The following is a 19,483-nucleotide window of genomic DNA, read 5'->3' on the forward strand; positions in this document are numbered from 1 at the left end:
AGGCTATTATTAATTATTTTTGTGCTTTTATGATTTTTCTCATTCCCGCCAAGGCGGGAATTTATTCTTGCACTAGTACATGCCTTGTCAGAAATGGGATTCTGCTCTGCAGGACGACATTTTAATGGCCAATATATGTGAGCAAAGCCATGACCCAGAACAATTGAATATTAACTCTGGGTTATGTACCCAAATTTTTTACGGTACCTCATGACAAATTTTCGAAGCATAGCTGATATAAGACGAGAGTATGGTGATCTCAATTTAAGTGAACAATCACTTCCTGAAGATCCAATTGTTCAATTTAAGCTTTGGTTTGAAGATGTTTTAAAAAATGAAAAGAATGATCCAACTGCTATGGTTCTCTCCACCGTAGATAATCAAGGTTTACCAGATTCTCGAGTCGTTTTGTTAAAAGGTTTGGAAGGAGGGAATTTCGTCTTTTATACGAATTATCAAAGTAAAAAAGCAAAACAAATTCAAAACAACCCATATGTAGCACTTAATTTTTACTGGCCACAAATGGCAAGACAAGTGCGTATTCGCGGTCAAATCAAACCGATTGATAAAGAACAATCAGATCTTTATTTTTCTACAAGACCGATCAAAAGCCAATACAGCGCTATTGTTTCTCCACAAAGTCATGAAATTGAAGGAAGAGAGGCTTTGGAGAAATCCCTGAATGATTTAATTCAAAAACACGGACAAGAACCTGTATTACGTCCTACCTTTTGGGGCGGCTACATGGTTATTCCTGATGAAATCGAGTTTTGGCAAGGACGGGATAACCGTTTGCACGATAGGATTCATTATTATTTAAAAAATGGGCAATGGACGTTTCACCGTCTGGCACCATAGTAATAGCATGTACTAGCGGCAAAATTTGCCGGCAAAAACTTTAGTCCTGCCACAAATTTACATTTCCCCCCTTTTTTTGTTCTTACTCTATTTTTTCTGCTTTTAAAAGATACAGAAAAAAACTTGGCCTAATAATTGCTTTATATAAAATAGATTTATAAAACTCTACTCGATTCTTAAGTGATTTTTTGCCGGTTAAAGAAAAATTTGTCAAGATTTAGTAAATGTTTTTATTTGGTAAATAAGCGTTAATAGAAAGTCGTAAAATTGTTTTAAATGTAGAAATTATTAACAGTATTAAAGGTAAATACTGTACGAATAAATAGAGGGTATAATCATGAACGACATAACAGCCTTACTACCACATATTAAATTACGTTTTAACATAGAACATCCAAGCTATGAAGACAGTTATGCATTTGGATACGAATGTGCGCTGGCAGATGTAGCGGAACACGATAACCCATTTCGTGAAGGAACCCAACAAGCAGAACACTGGTTAGAAGGATGGTGGGATGCGATTGAGGGGGAAGAACCTTTATTTGAATTGAATGCTTTAGATAAAGAGGAATTGCCCACGGGTGAAGAAGTTGCTGCAAATGATCAAGAGTATGGTCATAAGCATGGCTTTTTGTCCCTGGTAATTGAAATTAGCGGCGCTATTGCAGCTTCAGCAATTGTTGGATACCAATTGTTTGAGTTGGTCGCATAGACTTTATACGCAAAAGTATTAAAGAAAATTTTATTTATTACTTTGTCGAATAGGTTTCCGTCCTTTAGGAGACGTCATCCCGATAGTAGTGAGGGAGCTCCAGTAGCGATATGAACATTATAACAAAGTTATCATGTTAAAATCAGGAGATCCTTCGTCGTTAACCCCTCAGGATGACGTGATTACGCACGACAGTGTCTATTATGCGCCAACCTGATTTGATGTATTTTAATTTTTGAAAAGCTTGAGGACCATAGACCGCATTCGCGCGGTTTCTGAAGGATTAAACTCTTTATAGATTTCACTGCCTATGTTGAGACATATAGTCACATTATCACCAAGCCCCTTAAGTAAGTCGACACCAGATAATTTAAGGAGTTTTATTTCTTGTGCAATCTCATTAGCCCAAGCATCAAGATAATGCATTTCGGTAAAAACTGGAAGGAAGATATGTTCTCCCTCTTGTAAAAATAACACCGCGGGTTGGTCATCACTTGAATTTTGTTCTACAGGAATAATGAAGTTGGCCTTAATAAATTCAAGATAAGCTTTATTCGCTTCTTTGGTATTTCCAGCTGCTTCAAGAGCTTCTTTAATTGCAAGGTTAAGAGCGTTCATTTTAAGCCTTAGTTATAATTTTGGACGATATGACGGCATTGTGGTGTAAAAACAGCCGAAAACAAGATACATCTATCGATACTGGGTATATCTTATGCCATATATATCAAGTAGGATTATTATAACCATTTTCTGTACCTATGAAAATGAAATCAAACTATGTGTTGAAATAAATGACAACAGCAGTATAATGTAGGTTTTGTTTGACAGATTTATTGCTCATTTTTTGGATAAATATTTTTAGATTTTTTCATTTTTATACTACTAGCGATACAAAAGTGAGTTGATAAATGAAATGCTGACAATCTTTATCCCGGGGTTATTTTTCGATGTGTGTGTTGTAACCCTTCAAAGCCAATTAGGATCTTATTAGCGTAGAGAGTTTATGAACAAAATACATGAGTCAAGAGTAGAAGTTTATACCAGTAAAAATTATTTAGGATTTGCTTGGTTGGTGTGGGGATTGGCTGCTGCATTCTATTTTTCTGATTATATGGCTCGTGTTGCTCCCGGAGTAATGCATCGATACTTACAAATTGATTTTGGAATTAACGAAGCAGGTTTTGGTATCTTGACTGCATCATTTTATATTCCTTATATCCTTATGCAAATTCCTGTAGGACTCACTGTAGACCGCTTGAGTATACGTTGGTTACTCACGGTGATGTCATTAGTTACGGCTTTTGGCTGTTGTGTTTTTGGTCTTGCGGATAGCCTGTTTATGGGATCAATAGGTAGGATGCTCATAGGATTTAGCGCCGCTTTTGCTTTCGTATGTTCACTTCGTTTGGCTACATCGTGGTTTCCCCCTACAATGCTCGGCTTACTTGCAGGTTTAACACAGGCTTTAGGAATGTTAGGTGCTGCTGCTGGAGAAGCTCCCGTCTCATTTTTAGTCACTAATGTGGGATGGCGGCACAGCATGTTGATTATAGCGTTTCTATTCATTGCACTTGCCGCTCTACTGTATCAATTCGTACAGGATAAACCTGGTGAGCATCGCAGTGAGGTCCGCTCTGTAAATCAGCTTAGTATTCTTCAGAGTTTAAAAGTCATATTATCGTGCAGACAAACTTGGCTTAATGCGTTATATGCTGGATTTTTATTTGGACCAACAGCTGTTATTGGCGAGGCAATTGGTCCTGCGTATCTTCAGTTTGGCAGGGGATTAGGTGCTCATGCGGCCGCTTTTGCTACTGGATTAATTTTTATTGGCTGGGGTATTAGTGGTCCTTTATCTGGTTGGCTTTCAGACAAGATGGGACGTCGCAAACCGTTAATGATTCTTTCTGCATTATTTGGTGTGCTTTTTACATCCTTGTATGTATTTAGTCCTACTTTAAGTCAAAACTCAGCTTATTTATTGTTCTTCCTATTCGGTCTAACTAATACTGGTGTTGCTATTGCTTACGCCGTTTCAACTGAAATCCATGATAGAAATGTGATAGGGACTTCTATTGCGTTTACCAACATGATATCGATTTTTGTAGGGGCGTTATTACAGCCTTTAGTTGGACGATTGGTTGACATGGTATCTGGTGCTCGTGCTTATAACGTCGAAACGTTATTACTTTCAGATTTCCAGGCAGGTTTGAAGCTGCTGCCACTTTGTTCCATAATTGCACTGGTGTTGGCATTTACTGTTAAAGAAACATATTGTAAACCCCAAAAAAATGCTTAAGTACCTGAAATTATGTTAATTGACAAGAAAATAGTTACTACTGTTTTTTTATAAGCTTATCGCACTCTGATGTTATTTACTGTTATACTTTCAGCGGCAGTTTTGTATGCGAATTAATAACATGGAGACGAGAATGAAAAAATTTACAGGATTAGTAATTATCCTGGCCGTTCTAATTCTAGGCGGATATTATGGTATGGGCGTTCTTACTGAACGAACAATCAGAAAGAATGTAGAAGTAATTGACCAGTCTAATGGGTTATATGCTGAAATCCAACAATACAACAAAGGATTATTCAACTCTGAAGCTCAAATTAAGTGGCGCCTACATATTCCCGAGCGTGTAGTACAAGATGAAAATGGACAGTCTAAAACTCTTCCTGCCCAAGACTATAATATGGTGATGCCACTAACAATCCATCATGGCCCTTTTATCTATGCAAACAAACAATTACGTTTTGGATTGGGTTATGGCGAGGCAGTTTTTCCATTCCCAGCAGAATACAATCAACAATTTGATGCACAATTTACTTCAAACTCCGTAAAACCGCAGTTAGATTTAAGTATTTTTGTTAATTACCTTAATGAAAGTACTGTGGAGTTCAGCGTTCCTAATTTTAAATTAATCGCAAAAGATGGTTCTGGTGACCTTGAGTGGTTAGGAATGAATTCAAAAACCACAATGTCCTCCGGTATGGATAAAGTTGCGGGTAAAATCGTTCTTGATGGTTTAAATGCTACTAAAGACGGTACTCGAATTACTTTAAACAAGGTATCCAGTGATTATGATTTGCATGAAACACCGGCTGGATTGTATCTGGGCGATGCAAATTTCTCTTTACCTTCTTTTGATGTTTTTGTAAAAGATCAAAAAATGTTTTCGCTGAATGACCTTATAATTAAGTCAGATAGTGATATTGAACAACATTTATTCAATACTCATTTTAACCTCGCTTTAAAATCAGTATTAGCAAATGGACAAAATTATGGTCCAGGAGAATTAGATGTTGCTTTAAGAAATCTTGATGCGGATGTATTGGCTAAAATAAACCAACAAACAACAGCTATGCAAGATGGAAATGATGTCCAACGTCAACAAGCAATGCTTGCTCTTCTTCCTGAGCTACCCAAATTATTTAACAAGGGTGCAGAGTTTGAAATTTCTAAACTTAGCCTCAAGATTCCTCAAGGACAAGTTGAAGGAAATCTTTTTGTAACATTGCCTAAAGGTGAAAATGCTAACCCATTTGAAATGATGCAAAAAATTCAAGGAAAAGCGAAGTTACAAGTTCCCGCAGAAGCTGTAAAAGCGGTTATGAAGCAATCAGTGATACAACAAATTGCCAATAAACCTGACTTGCAACAAACTTTAACTCAGCAACTCCAAGCAAGCCAAGCTGCAGGTCAAACAAGTCAACCTGCTTTAACTCCTGAGCAATTGGCAGAAATGCAAACAAATAAACAACTAAGCGCATTACAACAAAGTGGGCTAATTACAGTCCAAGGTACGGATTATGTAATGGAAGTGAGCTTAGACCAAGGTAAATTCACCATTAATGGAAAACCTTATGACCCTTCAATGATGAAGTTCTAGGATGCAACTGGAGTAATTTTGTAAGGAGTAGAACGTAGAAAGCGGCCTACTCCTTATAGGAACTATTTGAACTGATATTGAACATTATATATTGATTATTAATACAGTTTTTTCTGTTCTGCCCTTGTCTCAATGGGCTTGTTTCGGTAATATACTGTTTTTAAAAGGAGGAGCTAATAATAATGACAACAATCAGTAACGAAGTAGTGGATAACACCGCTTCTCTGGCCGAAAGCGTAACTCTTTCAGTGCAAAAATATTTTTCAGAGCTTAAGGGAACTGATCCTGTTGACTTATACCAATTTGTACTTGAAGAGATTGAAACACCATTGTTCCGTGCAGTAATGGAACATTGTAAATACAATCAGTCTCGAGCAGCAATTATGCTGGGGATTAGTCGTGGAACTTTAAGAACCAAGTTACGTCGATATTTTGATGATAAATATGTTGGTACTCGCGACTAATAGCGACTAATAAAAGTTATAGTAAAAAAAAGGGAGCTTACAGCTCCTTTTTTTTAGCTTAACTTTTATCTAGAGAGTCCAGTTTGTAGCATAAATTGTTGCACGGGTGTGGGAGGATAAGTAGCTAAAAAGAGAAAGGGCGCTTATTACTCGTGTATCCTGGATGAACTAACGGGGCGCCTGGGCTTTCTATCGACGATTCCCTGGTTACGATGCTGTTCATCCAGATTTCAAATTTACTCTGCAAACATGGAGCTTACAGATTCTTCTATATTAACTCGTTTAATTGCCTGAGCCAGCATATCAGATAAACTTACAACGCGAATTTTCTCACATTTACGTGCTTCATCAGATAAAGGAATAGTATCCGTTACTACAATTTCATCAAGTCCCGAGTTTTTAATATTATTGATTGCCGGGCCAGATAAAACAGGATGAGTGATATAGGCCCTAACACTGCAAGCACCATTCTTCTTAAGCTCATGGGCTGCAGAGCAAAGAGTTCCTGCGGTATCAACAATATCATCAACGATAATACAGTTTTTATTTTTTGGTTCACCAATAATATGCATGACCTCAGATTTGTTTGGACCACTACGGCGCTTATCGATGATGCATAATTCTGCATGGTCAAGACGTTTTGCAACCGCACGGGCTCTAACAACACCTCCGACATCTGGAGAGACTACCATCATATTTTTAAGATTTTGCTGTTTGATATCATCGAGAAGTATTGGAGTCGCATAAACGTTGTCAACAGGCATATAGAAAAAACCCTGGATCTGATCTGCGTGTAGATCTACAGTAAGCACTCTACAAATACCTACCGATGCCATCATATCGGCAACAACTTTTGCTGTAATTGGCACACGCGCAGAGCGAACTCGACGATCCTGACGTGCATAACCAAAATAAGGAACTACGGCCGTGATACGAGACGCAGAAGACCTTCTTAGCGCATCAGCCATTGTCAGGAGTTCCATCAGATTATTATTTGCTGGAGCACAAGTTGATTGGATTATAAAAACATCTCTTCCTCGGACATTTTCGAGAATCTCGATCATCGTTTCCCCATCGCTAAACGTTCCAACAGTCGCTTGGCCAATAGGTATTTTCAAATGAGAAGAAATTTGTTGAGCTAATTCCGGATTTGCATTTCCGGCAAAAATCATCATTGTGGACATGTGTAAAAAGCCTTTAGATCTAGGTTAATCATTTAACTTAAACACATAGCAGAAGACAGCCAAAAAGATATTATTATTATTTGAGCATTACAAGACGCATCCTTCCAGGTTATCTTCTGCTGTCTGTTTACTTGAATCAACAAGAATGTGGCAGGGGTGCTAGGATTCGAACCTAGGTATGCAGGGATCAAAACCCTGTGCCTTACCGCTTGGCGACACCCCTAAAATTTGCAGATTCTTACAATCATCCGTTATAAAATTGCGCTCATCCCTGCAAATGTGTTGCGTATTTTGCAGTGGTTTTCGTAACATGTCAACTTTGAAAGCAATAATTTTTTGTATTTTTAAGTGGAAGTAGGAGTTGACATTGAGAGTAGAATGTCATATGTACCTGAACAAGTAAAGCAGAAACGAAATTTAGGAAGGAAATTCCTAAACTTCGCTTCGTCCAAATTCAAGCTCAAACGCTGGATTTAAACCGTCCAGTTCTGAATCACTACTTTCACCATAACTCCATTTCCTTCAAGACGAATCATACTTGGCAGGTCGATCCCTTTAACTGAAGTATATTTGGTGAAATTAATTGTATAGCCATTTTGTTTTAACTGTACCAGATGGTTGTAATCATCGCGATGCTCTGCCTGAACTGGACCTGGAGCAGGAAGTCCTCTTACCCAATAATAAAGATTATTTACCGGAAGTCTGATTCCAGTTTGCTCTACTAACAGTTCATCAGCATTGTGTGACGTGATTTTTTTTGGTCCATCCTGGAAAGTAACTATATCACCCTTTTTGTCAATGAGGACTGTGCCCCCACCTAAAGGACCCATTAGTCGAATTTGATAAGCATTAGGACCGCTTTGTTTCCAATTCATAGTCGCCGACCAACCTTTGCTTCTATTTTTTGCAGCCATTGCACCACGAATTTCCCATGAAGAAATAGTTTCTGTTTTTGCTTTACGTTGTTCTACTGGCATAACCTTGTTTTCAGGCAATTCAGCAGCAGGTCGGGGAGGAGCACAGGCGGTTAACAAGAAAAAGGGAATTATTATCAATTGCTTCATACTTTTCATTTAGCACCTCAAGTCCATTTTTGTAGTTTTTCAATTAACAATACGCTAGACTGTTCGCATATGCAATCAGTCTTAATTAATATGAAATTAAAAGCAATTTATCCCGGTACTTTTGATCCGGTTACCAATGGACATGTTGATATTATCCGTCGGGCAGCCAAAATTTTTCCTGATACGATTGTTGCGGTAGCAAGCAATAAGGCGAAACGTCCTTTTTTACCATTAGAAACGAGGATTCAACTCGTAGAAGAGTCAGTTGCAGATTTATCAGGGGTTCGTGTGCTCGGATTTGATAATCTTTTAATTGATTTTGTATTAGAACAGAATGCGGGAATTATTTTACGCGGTTTGCGTGCAGTGTCTGATTTTGAATATGAATTTCAATTGGCGGGAATGAACCGAAAATTATCCAAGCAAATAGAAACAATATTTTTAACCCCATCAGAAAATTATATGTACATTTCTTCGACTCTGGTGCGTGAAATTGCTACTTTAGATGGAGATATTTCTCAGTTCGTTCCTTCTTGTGTCGTAAGGGAACTCCAAAAGAGACGGGATGAGCATGGAACGTCGAGCATTAGTTAAAGTAGTTTTTATAATTACAATCAGCGTTAATTTATTGTTTTATCTCACCACCAATACTTTTGCCAAACAAAATAACATTCTTCCGCCGGGCTATGCTATAGCCAGCGCAAATCCATTGGCAACTAATGCGGGGCTTGAAATTCTAGCAAGTGGTGGAAACGCTTTTGATGCAGCAGTTGCTGTATCAGCGGTTTTGGCAGTAGTTGAACCATATCACTCAGGATTAGGTGGCGGTGGATTTTGGCTTCTGCATCAAGAAAATCAGCATAAAAACATCTTTATAGATGGGCGGGAGACTGCACCTCTGGCAGCGAAAAAAGACATGTACTTGACACCAGATGGTAGCGTGATACCAGGATTGTCCTTAAATGGAGGTTTAGCTGCAGCCATTCCAGGAGAACCTGCAGCATTGGTTTATATCGCAAAAAATTACGGACGATTACCCCTGGCAAAAACATTGGCACCTGCCATTAAGATAGCACAAGAAGGATTTTTGGTTGATAAACAATTAAGCTCATTTTTAAAGAATGAAGACCGGTTGGAGCAAATCAGAAAATATTCAGCTACGGCTAAAATTTTCTTGAACAATGGTCGCCCATATCTCATTGGAGAGCGTTTAATTCAAACTGATTTGGCGAATACTTTAAAGCGCATTGTGGAAAAAGGGAAGCAAGGGTTTTATGCTGGGGAGGTTGCTGAACGTTTGGTTAAAGGTGTTAATGCTGCGGGCGGTATTTGGACACTCGAAGATTTGGCTAAATATCGCATTAAAGTCAGAGAACCTTTGATTGGAGCATATCATAATATGCTAATTATTACTGCTCCCCCACCTTCAGCAGGAGGCATCGCCTTACTTACTATGCTGAATATATTATCTCACTATTCCCTCTCATCTTTCTCAAAAGTTCAATGGGTGCATTACCTTGTAGAGTCGATGCGACTGGCATATTGGCAGCGTGAACGGTTTTTAGGAGATCCTGATTTTGTGACTATTCCTGTTGAAAAGTTACTTTCCGCGGAAAATGGCAAACAGTTAAGCACATTAATTCCTCCACATAAAGCAATTGCCAGTTCTATTTTGCAAGGGCAATCGAAAAATCAGCAAGAGAAAAAAAATCGCATTACGAACACAACTCATTTCTCAATTATTGATGCCGAGGGGAATCGTGTTTCTGCAACTCTATCCATAAACTATATTTTTGGTTCCAGTGTTGTGGCCGAAGGAACAGGTGTGTTGTTGAATGATGAAATGGATGATTTTTCGAGTAAAGTGGGCGAAGAGAATGTTTTTGGCATTGTTGGGGCGGATCAAAATGCGATCGCGCCTGGTAAAAGACCATTATCCAGTATGACGCCCACTTTTCTTGAATTACCAGGTCGTGTAGCCATTTTGGGAACCCCTGGCGGTAGTCGTATCCCTACTATGGTATTAATTGCATCATTGGTGTTTCATGACGCGTACGGTGCAATTAGTATGGTCTCGGCTATGCGTTTTCATCATCAGTATTTACCTGATGTGATACAGATTGAGCCCGATGCATTGCCTCCATCAATACAAGAAGCATTAAAAACCATGGGGTATGAGCTAATGCAATTAGGAAGAAATTATGGTGATATGCAAGCAATTACCTGGGATAAGCAAACCAATATTCTAACTGCGGCATCTGACCCGAGAGCTATAGGATTGGCCGCTTCTATTGTCAATACACCAAGTGGATATGGAGTGAGGTTCTAGTTGTTCCGCAATGTAGATACTGCCTTTAAAAGTAAGTTTTTAATGATCATTTAACTTGCTTTTAAAGGCAGTATCCACAGTTATACTAGTGAGATCGATTTTCGCCAACCAACTCTTTGATTACCTCAAAAGTTTGATGAATTAGCTCTTCTTTGTTTTCAAGAGTAAATTGTGATGCATCAATCGGCTTGCCTATGTGGATTTCGGCTTTTTGTTTTAAATGAAAATTAAAAGTGCGAGCAGGTAAAATATTATTAGCGCCACGTATCCCTATAGGAATAATGGTTGCCTTAGACTGAATTGCAGTGATAAATCCTCCCTTTTTAAACGAGCCGAGTTTTCCATCTTTTGAGCGAGTACCTTCGGGAGCAATCCACATGACAATACCACTTTCCATTAATTGCTTGGCAAATGCCAGGTCTTTAATGGCTTGATATCTATTTTTTCGGTCAATAAAAGGAAATTCTGCCGCTTTCATTGCTTGCCCCATTAAAGGAATTCTTGAAAGCTCTTTTTTTGATAGCATGCGAATGGAGTTATTTGGGAATGCTTTAAATGCAAGAGGAATATCGTAAGCACTGGAATGATTGCACATAATAATCGTGGCATTTCCTGCTTGCGGTTGAGTATTAAAGGGGTTTATTACTTTATATTCTACTTGTACGGCATTCAGCAATTGATCAATCCAATGGTGTAATGCTTTATCCGTCCACGGACGGTTTATGGTACTAAAAAAATATTTAGAGAGACAGCGTATGCTGGTTACTCCCGTGTAAAATATGATCTTACAGAGAATCCATGCCGTTCGGAGTTGATTTATTTTCATTAGCGCCAGGGTTAAGTAAATTAGCGGTAATATAGCGCAAGTTGATTCGATTGCCCAGATAGTTTTTTAGGTAAGAATGCAATCTTTGCCACAACCATCTGGGGTATAATGCAATTTTAGAAAAATCCTATTGCCCTACCAATGGAATTGAAAAGTGAGTCGTTCGGGGGAACCATATGAATATCAAAACCGGAAGACATGATTTTGTCTTCACCCCAGCGTTCAAGCATGTAATTGTTGTATCGAAGTTCATGTAAATGTCCCATATCACTTACTTTTTCTCTTACCCCATGTCTGCGCTCATCTTCAATGATTTCAAGATAACGCAGATTATAATAAAGATTTTCAGGCATTAGTTCATTCGCTTTTTTGAAGTAAGGAATAGACTCTTGCTTTTTCTCCTCAAAATAAACCAGGGCATCAGCCAATAAATAATACATTTTCGCAAGCATTTGACGCATTTCTTTTGTTTTGGATTCATTAAAGGCAATAAAAGCCCGAAGCTCCTTTTTCAACTCTTCTATTTCGCCAATGTGCTCTTTAATAAAATCAATTCGGGTACTTAAATGATCGTTGTAATCAATGGGGACAGCAAGTCGGGTAATCAAACAATCAATTTTTCGCAGTAATAATTTATTATAAACTTGTGTTAACGCATTATTGCTATTGAGGAATAAGTATTCATTTAGCTGAAGTTGTGCTTTATTCAATTGAGTTCGATCGGACTCTTTCGCAGAGTGTATTAATTCATCAATCGCTAAAAGTGTAGATGCATAAGTTAGAGTTGCTTCCATGACAAGAGCGTCGAGAGGTTCGATACTCACTATCTTTTTAGCCAGGACTACCTGTTGTTCGGCGATTTGTGCTGCAGCTTCTGGATTTTGACTCAATAACACTTCCTTTATTCGTGATTCATTCGCATTAAATTGAGTAAAATAATATTCTCGTAAACGTTCAAGCCCATATTTATTAAATTTGAAGCCCGGATTATTTATATAAAAAGCATCAGCGTCATGAAAACGGTTGCTTTCCATGGCACAGTCAAATTGATACAGAGTCCATTCTTCTTTCAGTATGATGTCCTTAATGGATTCGTCTTCATCCATTATTTGCGGTTCAAGTCGGACTGCTTGCGTTAAACACTTAAGGGTTTGATTGCCAGTGAGTAATTTGGTTATCCGCCATTTGCTATTTTCCCTTTTGGCATCCTCTAAATAAGCTTTTGCCACTTGGGCTCGTAATTTGGGGTAGGGTCTTAAATAGACCGCTTGCTCCTCCTCGTCAAAATTAGTTTTAATGTAATTAACAGCTTTTTCTTGATCGCTCATATTGGGCGATAAAAATAATGCAGCGATGAGTTCTATCGCAATTGTTAATGCTTGAGGATCAACTTCTTCCTGAGTTAAATAATAATCGATAAACGATTCTTTAAACCTATTTTTGACTTCCGGAAACCATTCTACTGCTTCATGGTATTGCTGTTGCTCAACCAAAGATTGCGCATAGGCTTCAGCAAAGGGGCTGGAGTGAAAACAATTTGTTTTGCTGACGGATTGTCTATAAAAAAGGATTTGTTTTATCGCATTTTTAATCGTTTGGTTATCTTGAGAATCAATTGAGGGAATTAAATAAGCCAAATGTTCTTGTATCAGAGTTTGCCCAAAAGGGTAACATTCACGAACGGATGCATTGAATTCTGGAAAAGCGTGTGAATGAGTGATGAAATAACCCATTAATAATCGTTGTAGTTCTCCAGAGTTTTGATTTGTTCTTGGTAAGTTGGCTAATCTTATAAAACGTCTAGAAATTGGGAATCCATCGGGGCACTTATTTAACTCCTCAGATTTAAAGCCTTTGATATAGCCAGTATAGGCGACTTTAGCTAAAGTCATTTCAATGCGACTAGGGTGGCAATGATTTTCAAAGCCTAACCAACCTTTAAATGATTCAAAAATAGTACGGAACCAACTAACGCGGAACACATCGATTCCATCTGTATATAATCGTTCCCGGGGATATGATGTGATTTCTCGCCAAAACGTTTGGTATTCCTCTTCATCAAAATCATAAATAACGAAGTCGGGAAGGTGAATTGTTCCTTTTTCCTGATATTGTCGAGCGATATGTCTTGCTAATTTTAAACGCAGCATAAAAAACCTCAATAAAATTAAGCCATTGTATGGTAATTCAAAATCAAGTATTGGGCAATTGAGTTATAGAATGAACAGACTATGTAGTACTCTTACATGATTTGTATTTTGCCTTTATCGCTGCATTATTCGTTGCAAATTAATTTTGACATTTAGGGCAAAAAAAAGAATTACGCCCAGCGATTATGAGTGACTCTATAGGGTGTTGGCAAAGTAAACAGGGTTGGTTTTTTCGGCCATATACTTTGAGTGACATACTGAAATAACCTGGTTTTCCATCAAAAGCATAAAAGTCACGAAGCGTAGTTCCGCCACATAATATGGCCTGCTTGAGTACTTCTTTAATCTGTGTTGCAAGAACATGACACATTGATTCAGATAGTATTTTCGCTGGGGTGGTCGGATGGATATTTGCTAAAAAAAGGCTTTCTGTAGCATAAATATTTCCAACACCTACTACAATTTCATTATCCATAATCAATGATTTAATGGGTTTATTTTTATTTCTCGCTTTTTGACGTAAGTAATGACCGTTAAATTCATTAGAAAGTGGCTCTGGGCCTAAATGAGCAAGTAGTTGATGTTGATAGGGGTTTTCATCTATATAAAGGAATAAACCAAAACGCCTGGGATCACAGAAGCGAAGTATAACGCCATTGGTCAACATCAATAAAATGTGATCGTGTTTTTCTGGCTCACTCTTAGCTGTTACAATGCGTAAATGTCCTGACATCCCCAGATGAATTACAAGATACCCTTTTGTGAGGTGAATTAAAATGTATTTTGCTCTACGGAAAACAGTGATGATTTTTTTGCCAGCACAGAGCTGATCCAAATTATCAGGAACAGGGATACGCAGTTTAGGATTACGCACAGTAACCCCTTTGATTGTTTGTCCCTCCAGGTGGGATTTAATTCCTTCTTTTGTTGTTTCAACCTCAGGTAATTCAGGCATTATTTTTCATCGTCGTGTTCAATGATTCGGCCCTGACTTTTCGCCGTAATTTCTGTTTTATCCGGACTGCTTGGGAATAGATATTGTTTTATCGTTGCGATAATCCAGAGAATCCCCCCTATGATAAGGCCCCAAATTAAAACATAGGAAAACATAAATAGCAGTCCAAAGAACAGTGCAATGGCAACTCCTGCTATTAAGAAAGGCACTAAATTCTCAAAGATCTTTCCTGGGGAAAATTTATCGTTCATAACATAATTCCTATATTATTATCTATTAATTATCGGCTACATAATTAAATGTTGCAACGTTAAGAGCAAAATTGTGTTATCCTTAATATGATATAAGGATTTTCTGGAATTCTTACAATATGGGTACCTAACTAAAGGATGAGTTTTTTCTAAATTTGCATTTTTGCATTTGAAGTGGAGCTATTATGGTTTTTGGTTATTTAAACCTGTCTTTTTGGGGATATGTGATTGCAACATTGATTATGACGCAAATTACTATCGCAGCAGTAACGCTATATCTTCATCGAAATCAAACACATCGAGCGATGACGTTGCATCCTATAGTCAGTCATTTTTTCCGCTTATGGTTGTGGTTAACGACTGGAATGGTTACTGCAGATTGGGTTGCTATTCATCGTAAACATCATGCATCATCAGATGTCGAGGGAGATCCTCATAGCCCGGTTGTTTTTGGCATCAAAAAAGTATTTTGGGAAGGGGCCGAACTTTACAAAACAGCTCGTAAAGATAAAGAAATGGTTGCGAAGTATTCCCATGGCACTCCTAGAGATTGGCTTGAACGAAAAATTTATTCTCCCCATTCTGCCAAGGGCATTATTCTCATGTTGTTCATTGACTTATTCTTATTTGGTGTTCCTGGAATTACTATTTGGGCAATTCAAATGATGTGGATACCCTTTCATGCTGCTGGGGTCATAAATGGAATTGGTCACTATTGGGGATATAGAAATTTTGAATGTCCCGATGCTGCAAGAAATATTTTCCCTTGGGGTTTTTGGATAGGTGGAGAAGAGTTGCATAACAATCATCATACTTTTGCTTCTTCGGCCAAATTTTCTGTTAAATGGTGGGAGTTTGATATTGGTTGGATGTACATTCGCATTCTTTCTTTCTTAGGCCTTGCTAAAGTAAAAAAATTACCGCCCAAACTGGCTATGGAACAAGGCAAACTGCAAGTAGATTTGGATACTGTTCGAGCAGTGATTGCGAATCGCTTTCAAGTGATGTCTAATTATTACAAAAGCGTGATTCGTCCTATACTAAAACAAGAAAAGCATAGCGTTATTGAAAGTAAGGAAGAAAGGAAACTTTTTGCGCGTGCTGGAAGTTTATTACGACGTGAGAATTGTCTTTTGAGCAATAAAGCAAAAGCTCGTTTATCTAATTTGCTAGAAGCTCGCGAACAATTGCGTATTGTGTATGCCTACAAGCAGTCATTACAAAGTATTTGGTTAAAGACTGCATCTTCCCAGAAAGAGTTAATCGACGCATTACAGCAATGGTGCCGACAAGCAGAAGAATCAGGTCTTGACGTATTGAGACAATTTGCCCAGCAGATTAAAGGGTATGTTCCTGTATATAGATAGATAATTTTTCTCAATTTCGCACTCTGTCTTTTCATGAAGATTAAAGGACAGAGTGCGATAGTCTTATTTGTTTTTTAGTTATTATTGTCTATAGTAATATTTTATTGTCGCAATAACAGGGAGTTGGTTATGATGAAAGGTGTAGCAATAGTTACTGGTGGGACTGGTGGTATAGGCACAGCCATTTGTCAACGTTTAGCTGCCGATTTTCAGGTTGTCGCGTGTTATTTCAAACATGGAAAACATGAAGAAGCGAAGCAATGGCAAGAAGAACAAAAAAAGCTTGGTTATGATATTGATATCGTTTACGGCGATATCGCACAATTTGCAGATTGTGAAAAAATAATGGCCTTAGTCATGGAACGTTATGGTCGTGTTGATGTCTTGGTTAACAATGCAGGGGTTACTCAAGATTGTAGTTTACGAAAAATGACTCCAGAACAATGGCAATGTGTGATTGACGCCAATTTAACCAGCGTATTTAATATGACCCGTAATGCCATCCCTTTGATGCTCGATAAGGGTTATGGACGTGTTATTAGCATTTCTTCAATTAACGGACGAAAAGGTCAATTTGGCCAATGTAATTATGCTTCAACCAAATCCGCATTATATGGGTTCACTAAAAGTCTTGCCTTGGAAGTTGCAAATAAAGGCATCACGGTGAATACAGTTTCTCCTGGTTATATCGAAACCCCTATGCTTTCTTCTTTGAAAGAAGAAGTTCTCAAGTCAATCATCTCAAGTATTCCTGTTGGCCGCTTAGGCTATCCAAAAGAAGTTGCTGATGCAGTTGCTTTTTTAGCGTCTCCGGATAGCGGATTTATTACCGGTGCGAACTTGGATATTAATGGTGGACAGTATATGTAAAAGTTAGGCCCAGGGTTAATCTTGGGCATGACAGTCATTTTTTTATTAATTCTCACAACATCCTAACTCATAGAGAATCTTATGCAACATAATAATATTGTATTGATCACTGGTGGTACTGGCGATATCGGCACCGCAATCGCCAAGGAATTGAACTCCTCTTACAAGCATGTTTTTGCTCTTGATTTAATTTCTGAAGAAGAAGGAAAAGCATGGAGCAAAGAGCGAATCGATGAGGGGCATAAGAATATCTATTTTCGTCATATGGATGTTACCGATTATGATCAATGCGGAACTGTTATTTCCTCCATTATTGAAGAGTATGGCAATATCGATGTACTAATTAATAATGCAGGCATCACTCGCGATGCTGTATTTACAAAAATGACCAAACAACAATGGGATGAAGTATTAACTGTTAATCTTGATGGTATGTTTAATGTAACCCGTCATGTAGTTGAAAATATGAAAGAACATGGATCTGGGCGGATCGTCAATGTTTCTTCGGTGAATGCGCAAAAAGGACAATTTTCGCAAGCAAATTATGCTGCATCAAAGGCAGGTGTTTATGGTTTTACTAAAAGTTTGGCACAAGAACTAATGAGTAAAAACATTACCGTGAATAGTCTTTCTCCAGGTTATGTAGATACTCGATTAATGAAAGGCATCAGACCCGATATCCTGGAAGGGATTATTGCCCAAATTCCTGCGAAACGTTTGGCACAAACCCAGGAAATTGCCTGGGCTGTAGAATTTTTAATTAGTGAGAAGAGTCGATATATTACCGGAGCTAATCTAAGCGTCAACGGCGGCCTCCACATGTATTAAAATGATGATATCCTCCTTATTAAAAACCTCCTCCTTCTAACAGGGGAGGGTACTGATTCATCGCCATTCAGTTAAGGAGTCAATCTTTGCCTAGGTCCCGTGGCTTGTTCGCAGGACCTTAAGGTTTTTTGATTGAGATGGTAATGGGGAATAGGGTGAGATTTTAACAATTCAAAATCACCTAAATATCAAGAGAAAAAATATGACTCGATTAATAAAAAAATACAAAAATCGTCGGCTTTATGATACTGAGACCAGTCAGTATATAACCCTTGAAGAGTTACAGCGTTATGTTGTAGAGGGAATGCAATTTAAAGTAGAAGATTCCTTAACCGGAAATGACATAACCAACTCTATTTTGTTACAAATTATTGTTGAGATGGAGGCTGGCTCAACTCAATTTTTATCTTCAGATATTTTGCGACAAATCATCGCTCTGGCAAATCATCCAATGCAGGCCTCTTTAAAACAAATGATGGAACAAATGTTTCAAGCGATGGAGAAACCTTTACAAAATAACCCTTATCGCCAGGCAACTGAAACATGGAATCAACAAATGCAAAAAATGATGCAACAATGGCAAAGTTTATTTAAAGGTTAAACACGATTATTTTGTAACGTTGAGTTTTTTAATCAGTGAAGATAAGGAAGTTCAAGAGGGGGCTTGTTATGCTGCACTGCAAAAAAACATTTGCTAAATCATTGACAGATTTATCATCTATGTACTAATATTAAATTGTGCAATGCAACATAGAGGAGAGCATCATGACTCAACAAAATTTCGAAAGATGGACTGAAATGGCTAAAAAACTTCAAGAGCCTTTTCAAGCCATGGCTGAATTGAATGTAAAAACATTACAAGGTATGCATTATCTCAAACCTGAAGAGATGGCGAGCATTAAAAAACCTGAAGAACTATTGGAAAAGCAAATTAATCTAGCTGTTGAAAATGGTCACAAGGCTTTGGATTACATGCAAAAATCTTTTCAAATTGTTGAGAAAGCAATGTTAGGTTTCGTTCAAGAAGCTAAAAAAGCAACTGAAGTAAAACACTAATTAATCGCTATTTTAAAAAGCAGTGCAAACAATCAAGTTTGTGCTGTTTTTTAATATCAACGATCATTTCACTTCATTGTTTTCGCGATAACTAACTTGGACTCCTTTTATTGCTTGTAGGGAATAAGGTACTACTGCAGTCATATCATAATCATTCTGTAAAAAATCAATAAATGCTTTATTCTCGCGCATGTTTTTTCTTTGTTCTAAAATAGTTATTTTGGGAAGTTATTGATGCAATTGTTCTGCTTTTTTTTGCAATTTTTTTGATTTTATCAAATGTGTGGCGCGCTTTGATTGCAATAAACCAATGCCCCTTTGCAATTTATCCCTGCAATTTGCATAGTGACTCACTTAAAGATGCTTTTCACTATTTGGTCCATATTCAGTGATGGACTTCAATGTAATTCCCCACGTCATCCCGAACCCGAGCGCAGCGAGGGTGAGGGATCTCCTGTCAGGTGGAACAATTTTTAAAGAATCGATTGATACAAATCATTCCACTCTGGGTTCAATGCATTAATCAAATCATGCTTCTTTTTTCGTGACCAACCCTTGATTTGTTTTTCTCGTTCAATGGCTACAATGATACTCCCACAAGCTTCATAGTATACCAATCGATCCACGTTGTATTTTTTGGTGAATCCCGCAACTAGCTTATTTTTGTGCTCATAGA

21 protein-coding genes and 1 tRNA gene are annotated in these 19,483 nt (G+C 37.9%); 12 read left to right on the forward strand and 10 right to left on the reverse strand.

Annotated features, from left to right (window positions below; genetic code table 11):
• Positions 1-210 precede the first annotated feature (210 nt).
• Complete coding sequence (gene pdxH, locus BW930_RS12000) at positions 211-858, forward strand: pyridoxamine 5'-phosphate oxidase (protein WP_058468733.1); 648 nt, start codon at positions 211-213, stop codon at positions 856-858.
• Between the two features lie 337 nt (positions 859-1,195).
• Entirely contained in the window at positions 1,196-1,570 is a 375-nt protein-coding gene (locus BW930_RS12005) for a hypothetical protein (RefSeq protein ID WP_058468732.1), read from the forward strand.
• 228 nt (positions 1,571-1,798) lie between these two features.
• Here BW930_RS12005 and BW930_RS12010 read toward each other — a convergent pair whose 3' ends face one another.
• Entirely contained in the window at positions 1,799-2,188 is a 390-nt protein-coding gene (locus tag BW930_RS12010) for an SseB family protein (protein WP_058468731.1), read from the reverse strand.
• A 385-nt stretch (positions 2,189-2,573) separates the two neighbouring features.
• On the opposite strand from BW930_RS12010, the gene BW930_RS12015 reads away from it, so the two are divergent.
• The 3 genes from BW930_RS12015 (at position 2,574) to BW930_RS12025 (ending at position 5,927) form a co-directional block, all read left to right on the forward strand.
• Complete coding sequence (locus BW930_RS12015) at positions 2,574-3,869, forward strand: MFS transporter (protein WP_058468730.1); 1,296 nt, start codon at positions 2,574-2,576, stop codon at positions 3,867-3,869.
• A gap of 133 nt (positions 3,870-4,002) precedes the next feature.
• A complete protein-coding gene (locus tag BW930_RS12020; protein ID WP_058468729.1) occupies positions 4,003-5,463 on the forward strand; it encodes a YdgA family protein in 1,461 nt (486 codons plus the stop codon).
• A 182-nt stretch (positions 5,464-5,645) separates the two neighbouring features.
• Positions 5,646-5,927, forward strand: a complete 282-nt coding sequence (locus tag BW930_RS12025; RefSeq protein WP_003633193.1) for a helix-turn-helix domain-containing protein — start codon at positions 5,646-5,648, stop codon at positions 5,925-5,927.
• Positions 5,928-6,163: 236 nt separating this feature from the next.
• On the opposite strand, the gene BW930_RS12030 is transcribed toward BW930_RS12025, so the two are convergent.
• From BW930_RS12030 to lolB, 3 genes are all read right to left on the reverse strand, one after another.
• Positions 6,164-7,111: a ribose-phosphate pyrophosphokinase gene (locus BW930_RS12030; RefSeq protein WP_058468728.1), complete on the reverse strand. Its 948-nt coding sequence runs from the start codon at positions 7,109-7,111 to the stop codon at positions 6,164-6,166.
• Positions 7,112-7,259: 148 nt separating this feature from the next.
• Positions 7,260-7,334, reverse strand: a tRNA-Gln gene (locus BW930_RS12035).
• Between the two features lie 250 nt (positions 7,335-7,584).
• The gene (gene lolB, locus BW930_RS12040) at positions 7,585-8,184 is read right to left on the reverse strand and encodes a lipoprotein insertase outer membrane protein LolB (protein WP_058468727.1); all 600 of its coding nucleotides are present in this window, start codon (positions 8,182-8,184) and stop codon (positions 7,585-7,587) included.
• Between the two features lie 60 nt (positions 8,185-8,244).
• Between lolB and coaD the strand changes: the two genes are divergently transcribed.
• Both coaD and ggt read left to right on the forward strand, forming a co-directional pair.
• Positions 8,245-8,769 carry a pantetheine-phosphate adenylyltransferase gene (gene coaD, locus BW930_RS12045; protein WP_058468726.1) on the forward strand — a complete coding sequence of 175 codons (525 nt, stop codon included), beginning with the start codon at positions 8,245-8,247 and terminating at the stop codon, positions 8,767-8,769.
• On the forward strand, positions 8,747-10,504 hold the full coding sequence (ggt, locus tag BW930_RS12050) for a gamma-glutamyltransferase (RefSeq protein ID WP_058468805.1): 1,758 nt from the start codon (positions 8,747-8,749) through the stop codon (positions 10,502-10,504). Before coaD ends, ggt begins: the two co-directional genes overlap by 23 nt.
• An 85-nt stretch (positions 10,505-10,589) precedes the next feature.
• On the opposite strand, the gene BW930_RS12055 is transcribed toward ggt, so the two are convergent.
• From BW930_RS12055 to BW930_RS12070, 4 genes are all read right to left on the reverse strand, one after another.
• Positions 10,590-11,330: a lysophospholipid acyltransferase family protein gene (locus BW930_RS12055; protein WP_058468725.1), complete on the reverse strand. Its 741-nt coding sequence runs from the start codon at positions 11,328-11,330 to the stop codon at positions 10,590-10,592.
• A 116-nt stretch (positions 11,331-11,446) separates the two neighbouring features.
• The gene (locus tag BW930_RS12060; RefSeq protein ID WP_058468724.1) at positions 11,447-13,480 is read right to left on the reverse strand and encodes a hypothetical protein; all 2,034 of its coding nucleotides are present in this window, start codon (positions 13,478-13,480) and stop codon (positions 11,447-11,449) included.
• 139 nt (positions 13,481-13,619) lie between these two features.
• A complete protein-coding gene (mutM, locus tag BW930_RS12065; protein WP_058468723.1) occupies positions 13,620-14,435 on the reverse strand; it encodes a bifunctional DNA-formamidopyrimidine glycosylase/DNA-(apurinic or apyrimidinic site) lyase in 816 nt (271 codons plus the stop codon).
• Positions 14,435-14,686, reverse strand: a complete 252-nt coding sequence (locus BW930_RS12070; RefSeq protein WP_058468722.1) for a hypothetical protein — start codon at positions 14,684-14,686, stop codon at positions 14,435-14,437. Before BW930_RS12070 ends, mutM begins: the two co-directional genes overlap by 1 nt.
• 185 nt (positions 14,687-14,871) lie before the next feature.
• Between BW930_RS12070 and BW930_RS12075 the strand changes: the two genes are divergently transcribed.
• The 5 genes from BW930_RS12075 to BW930_RS12095 all read left to right on the forward strand — a co-directional run bounded on the left by BW930_RS12075 (position 14,872) and on the right by BW930_RS12095 (position 18,807).
• Positions 14,872-16,053, forward strand: a complete 1,182-nt coding sequence (locus BW930_RS12075) for a DesA family fatty acid desaturase (protein WP_058468721.1) — start codon at positions 14,872-14,874, stop codon at positions 16,051-16,053.
• A gap of 129 nt (positions 16,054-16,182) precedes the next feature.
• Entirely contained in the window at positions 16,183-16,923 is a 741-nt protein-coding gene (gene phbB / locus BW930_RS12080) for an acetoacetyl-CoA reductase (protein ID WP_058468720.1), read from the forward strand.
• An 81-nt stretch (positions 16,924-17,004) separates the two neighbouring features.
• Positions 17,005-17,751: an acetoacetyl-CoA reductase gene (phbB, locus tag BW930_RS12085; protein WP_058468719.1), complete on the forward strand. Its 747-nt coding sequence runs from the start codon at positions 17,005-17,007 to the stop codon at positions 17,749-17,751.
• 202 nt (positions 17,752-17,953) lie between these two features.
• Positions 17,954-18,352 carry a polyhydroxyalkanoate synthesis regulator DNA-binding domain-containing protein gene (locus BW930_RS12090; protein ID WP_058468718.1) on the forward strand — a complete coding sequence of 133 codons (399 nt, stop codon included), beginning with the start codon at positions 17,954-17,956 and terminating at the stop codon, positions 18,350-18,352.
• 164 nt (positions 18,353-18,516) lie between these two features.
• The gene (locus tag BW930_RS12095) at positions 18,517-18,807 is read left to right on the forward strand and encodes a phasin family protein (RefSeq protein ID WP_058468717.1); all 291 of its coding nucleotides are present in this window, start codon (positions 18,517-18,519) and stop codon (positions 18,805-18,807) included.
• A 63-nt stretch (positions 18,808-18,870) separates the two neighbouring features.
• Here BW930_RS12095 and ligD read toward each other — a convergent pair whose 3' ends face one another.
• Both ligD and BW930_RS12100 read right to left on the reverse strand, forming a co-directional pair.
• Entirely contained in the window at positions 18,871-19,026 is a 156-nt protein-coding gene (gene ligD, locus BW930_RS17450) for a non-homologous end-joining DNA ligase LigD (RefSeq protein ID WP_349267181.1), read from the reverse strand.
• A 254-nt stretch (positions 19,027-19,280) separates the two neighbouring features.
• Positions 19,281-19,483 (reverse strand): GIY-YIG nuclease family protein (locus tag BW930_RS12100; protein ID WP_076547529.1); only part of this gene is annotated, 203 nt, incomplete at its 5' end.

This window comes from Fluoribacter gormanii (genome assembly GCF_900156395.1).
GTDB lineage: Bacteria > Pseudomonadota > Gammaproteobacteria > Legionellales > Legionellaceae > Legionella > Legionella gormanii.

What these genes read in the sequence shown, in the direction of transcription:
- pdxH (WP_058468733.1), top strand. Translation starts at nt 211, where the DNA reads ATGACAAATTTTCGAAGCATAGCTGATATAAGACGAGAGTATGGTGAT.
- BW930_RS12005 (WP_058468732.1), top strand. Translation starts at nt 1,196, where the DNA reads ATGAACGACATAACAGCCTTACTACCACATATTAAATTACGTTTTAAC.
- BW930_RS12010 (WP_058468731.1), bottom strand. Translation starts at nt 2,188, where the DNA reads ATGAACGCTCTTAACCTTGCAATTAAAGAAGCTCTTGAAGCAGCTGGA.
- BW930_RS12015 (WP_058468730.1), top strand. Translation starts at nt 2,574, where the DNA reads ATGAACAAAATACATGAGTCAAGAGTAGAAGTTTATACCAGTAAAAAT.
- BW930_RS12020 (WP_058468729.1), top strand. Translation starts at nt 4,003, where the DNA reads ATGAAAAAATTTACAGGATTAGTAATTATCCTGGCCGTTCTAATTCTA.
- BW930_RS12025 (WP_003633193.1), top strand. Translation starts at nt 5,646, where the DNA reads ATGACAACAATCAGTAACGAAGTAGTGGATAACACCGCTTCTCTGGCC.
- BW930_RS12030 (WP_058468728.1), bottom strand. Translation starts at nt 7,111, where the DNA reads ATGTCCACAATGATGATTTTTGCCGGAAATGCAAATCCGGAATTAGCT.
- lolB (WP_058468727.1), bottom strand. Translation starts at nt 8,184, where the DNA reads ATGAAAAGTATGAAGCAATTGATAATAATTCCCTTTTTCTTGTTAACC.
- coaD (WP_058468726.1), top strand. Translation starts at nt 8,245, where the DNA reads ATGCAATCAGTCTTAATTAATATGAAATTAAAAGCAATTTATCCCGGT.
- ggt (WP_058468805.1), top strand. Translation starts at nt 8,747, where the DNA reads ATGGAACGTCGAGCATTAGTTAAAGTAGTTTTTATAATTACAATCAGC.
- BW930_RS12055 (WP_058468725.1), bottom strand. Translation starts at nt 11,330, where the DNA reads ATGAAAATAAATCAACTCCGAACGGCATGGATTCTCTGTAAGATCATA.
- BW930_RS12060 (WP_058468724.1), bottom strand. Translation starts at nt 13,480, where the DNA reads ATGCTGCGTTTAAAATTAGCAAGACATATCGCTCGACAATATCAGGAA.
- mutM (WP_058468723.1), bottom strand. Translation starts at nt 14,435, where the DNA reads ATGCCTGAATTACCTGAGGTTGAAACAACAAAAGAAGGAATTAAATCC.
- BW930_RS12070 (WP_058468722.1), bottom strand. Translation starts at nt 14,686, where the DNA reads ATGAACGATAAATTTTCCCCAGGAAAGATCTTTGAGAATTTAGTGCCT.
- BW930_RS12075 (WP_058468721.1), top strand. Translation starts at nt 14,872, where the DNA reads ATGGTTTTTGGTTATTTAAACCTGTCTTTTTGGGGATATGTGATTGCA.
- phbB (WP_058468720.1), top strand. Translation starts at nt 16,183, where the DNA reads ATGATGAAAGGTGTAGCAATAGTTACTGGTGGGACTGGTGGTATAGGC.
- phbB (WP_058468719.1), top strand. Translation starts at nt 17,005, where the DNA reads ATGCAACATAATAATATTGTATTGATCACTGGTGGTACTGGCGATATC.
- BW930_RS12090 (WP_058468718.1), top strand. Translation starts at nt 17,954, where the DNA reads ATGACTCGATTAATAAAAAAATACAAAAATCGTCGGCTTTATGATACT.
- BW930_RS12095 (WP_058468717.1), top strand. Translation starts at nt 18,517, where the DNA reads ATGACTCAACAAAATTTCGAAAGATGGACTGAAATGGCTAAAAAACTT.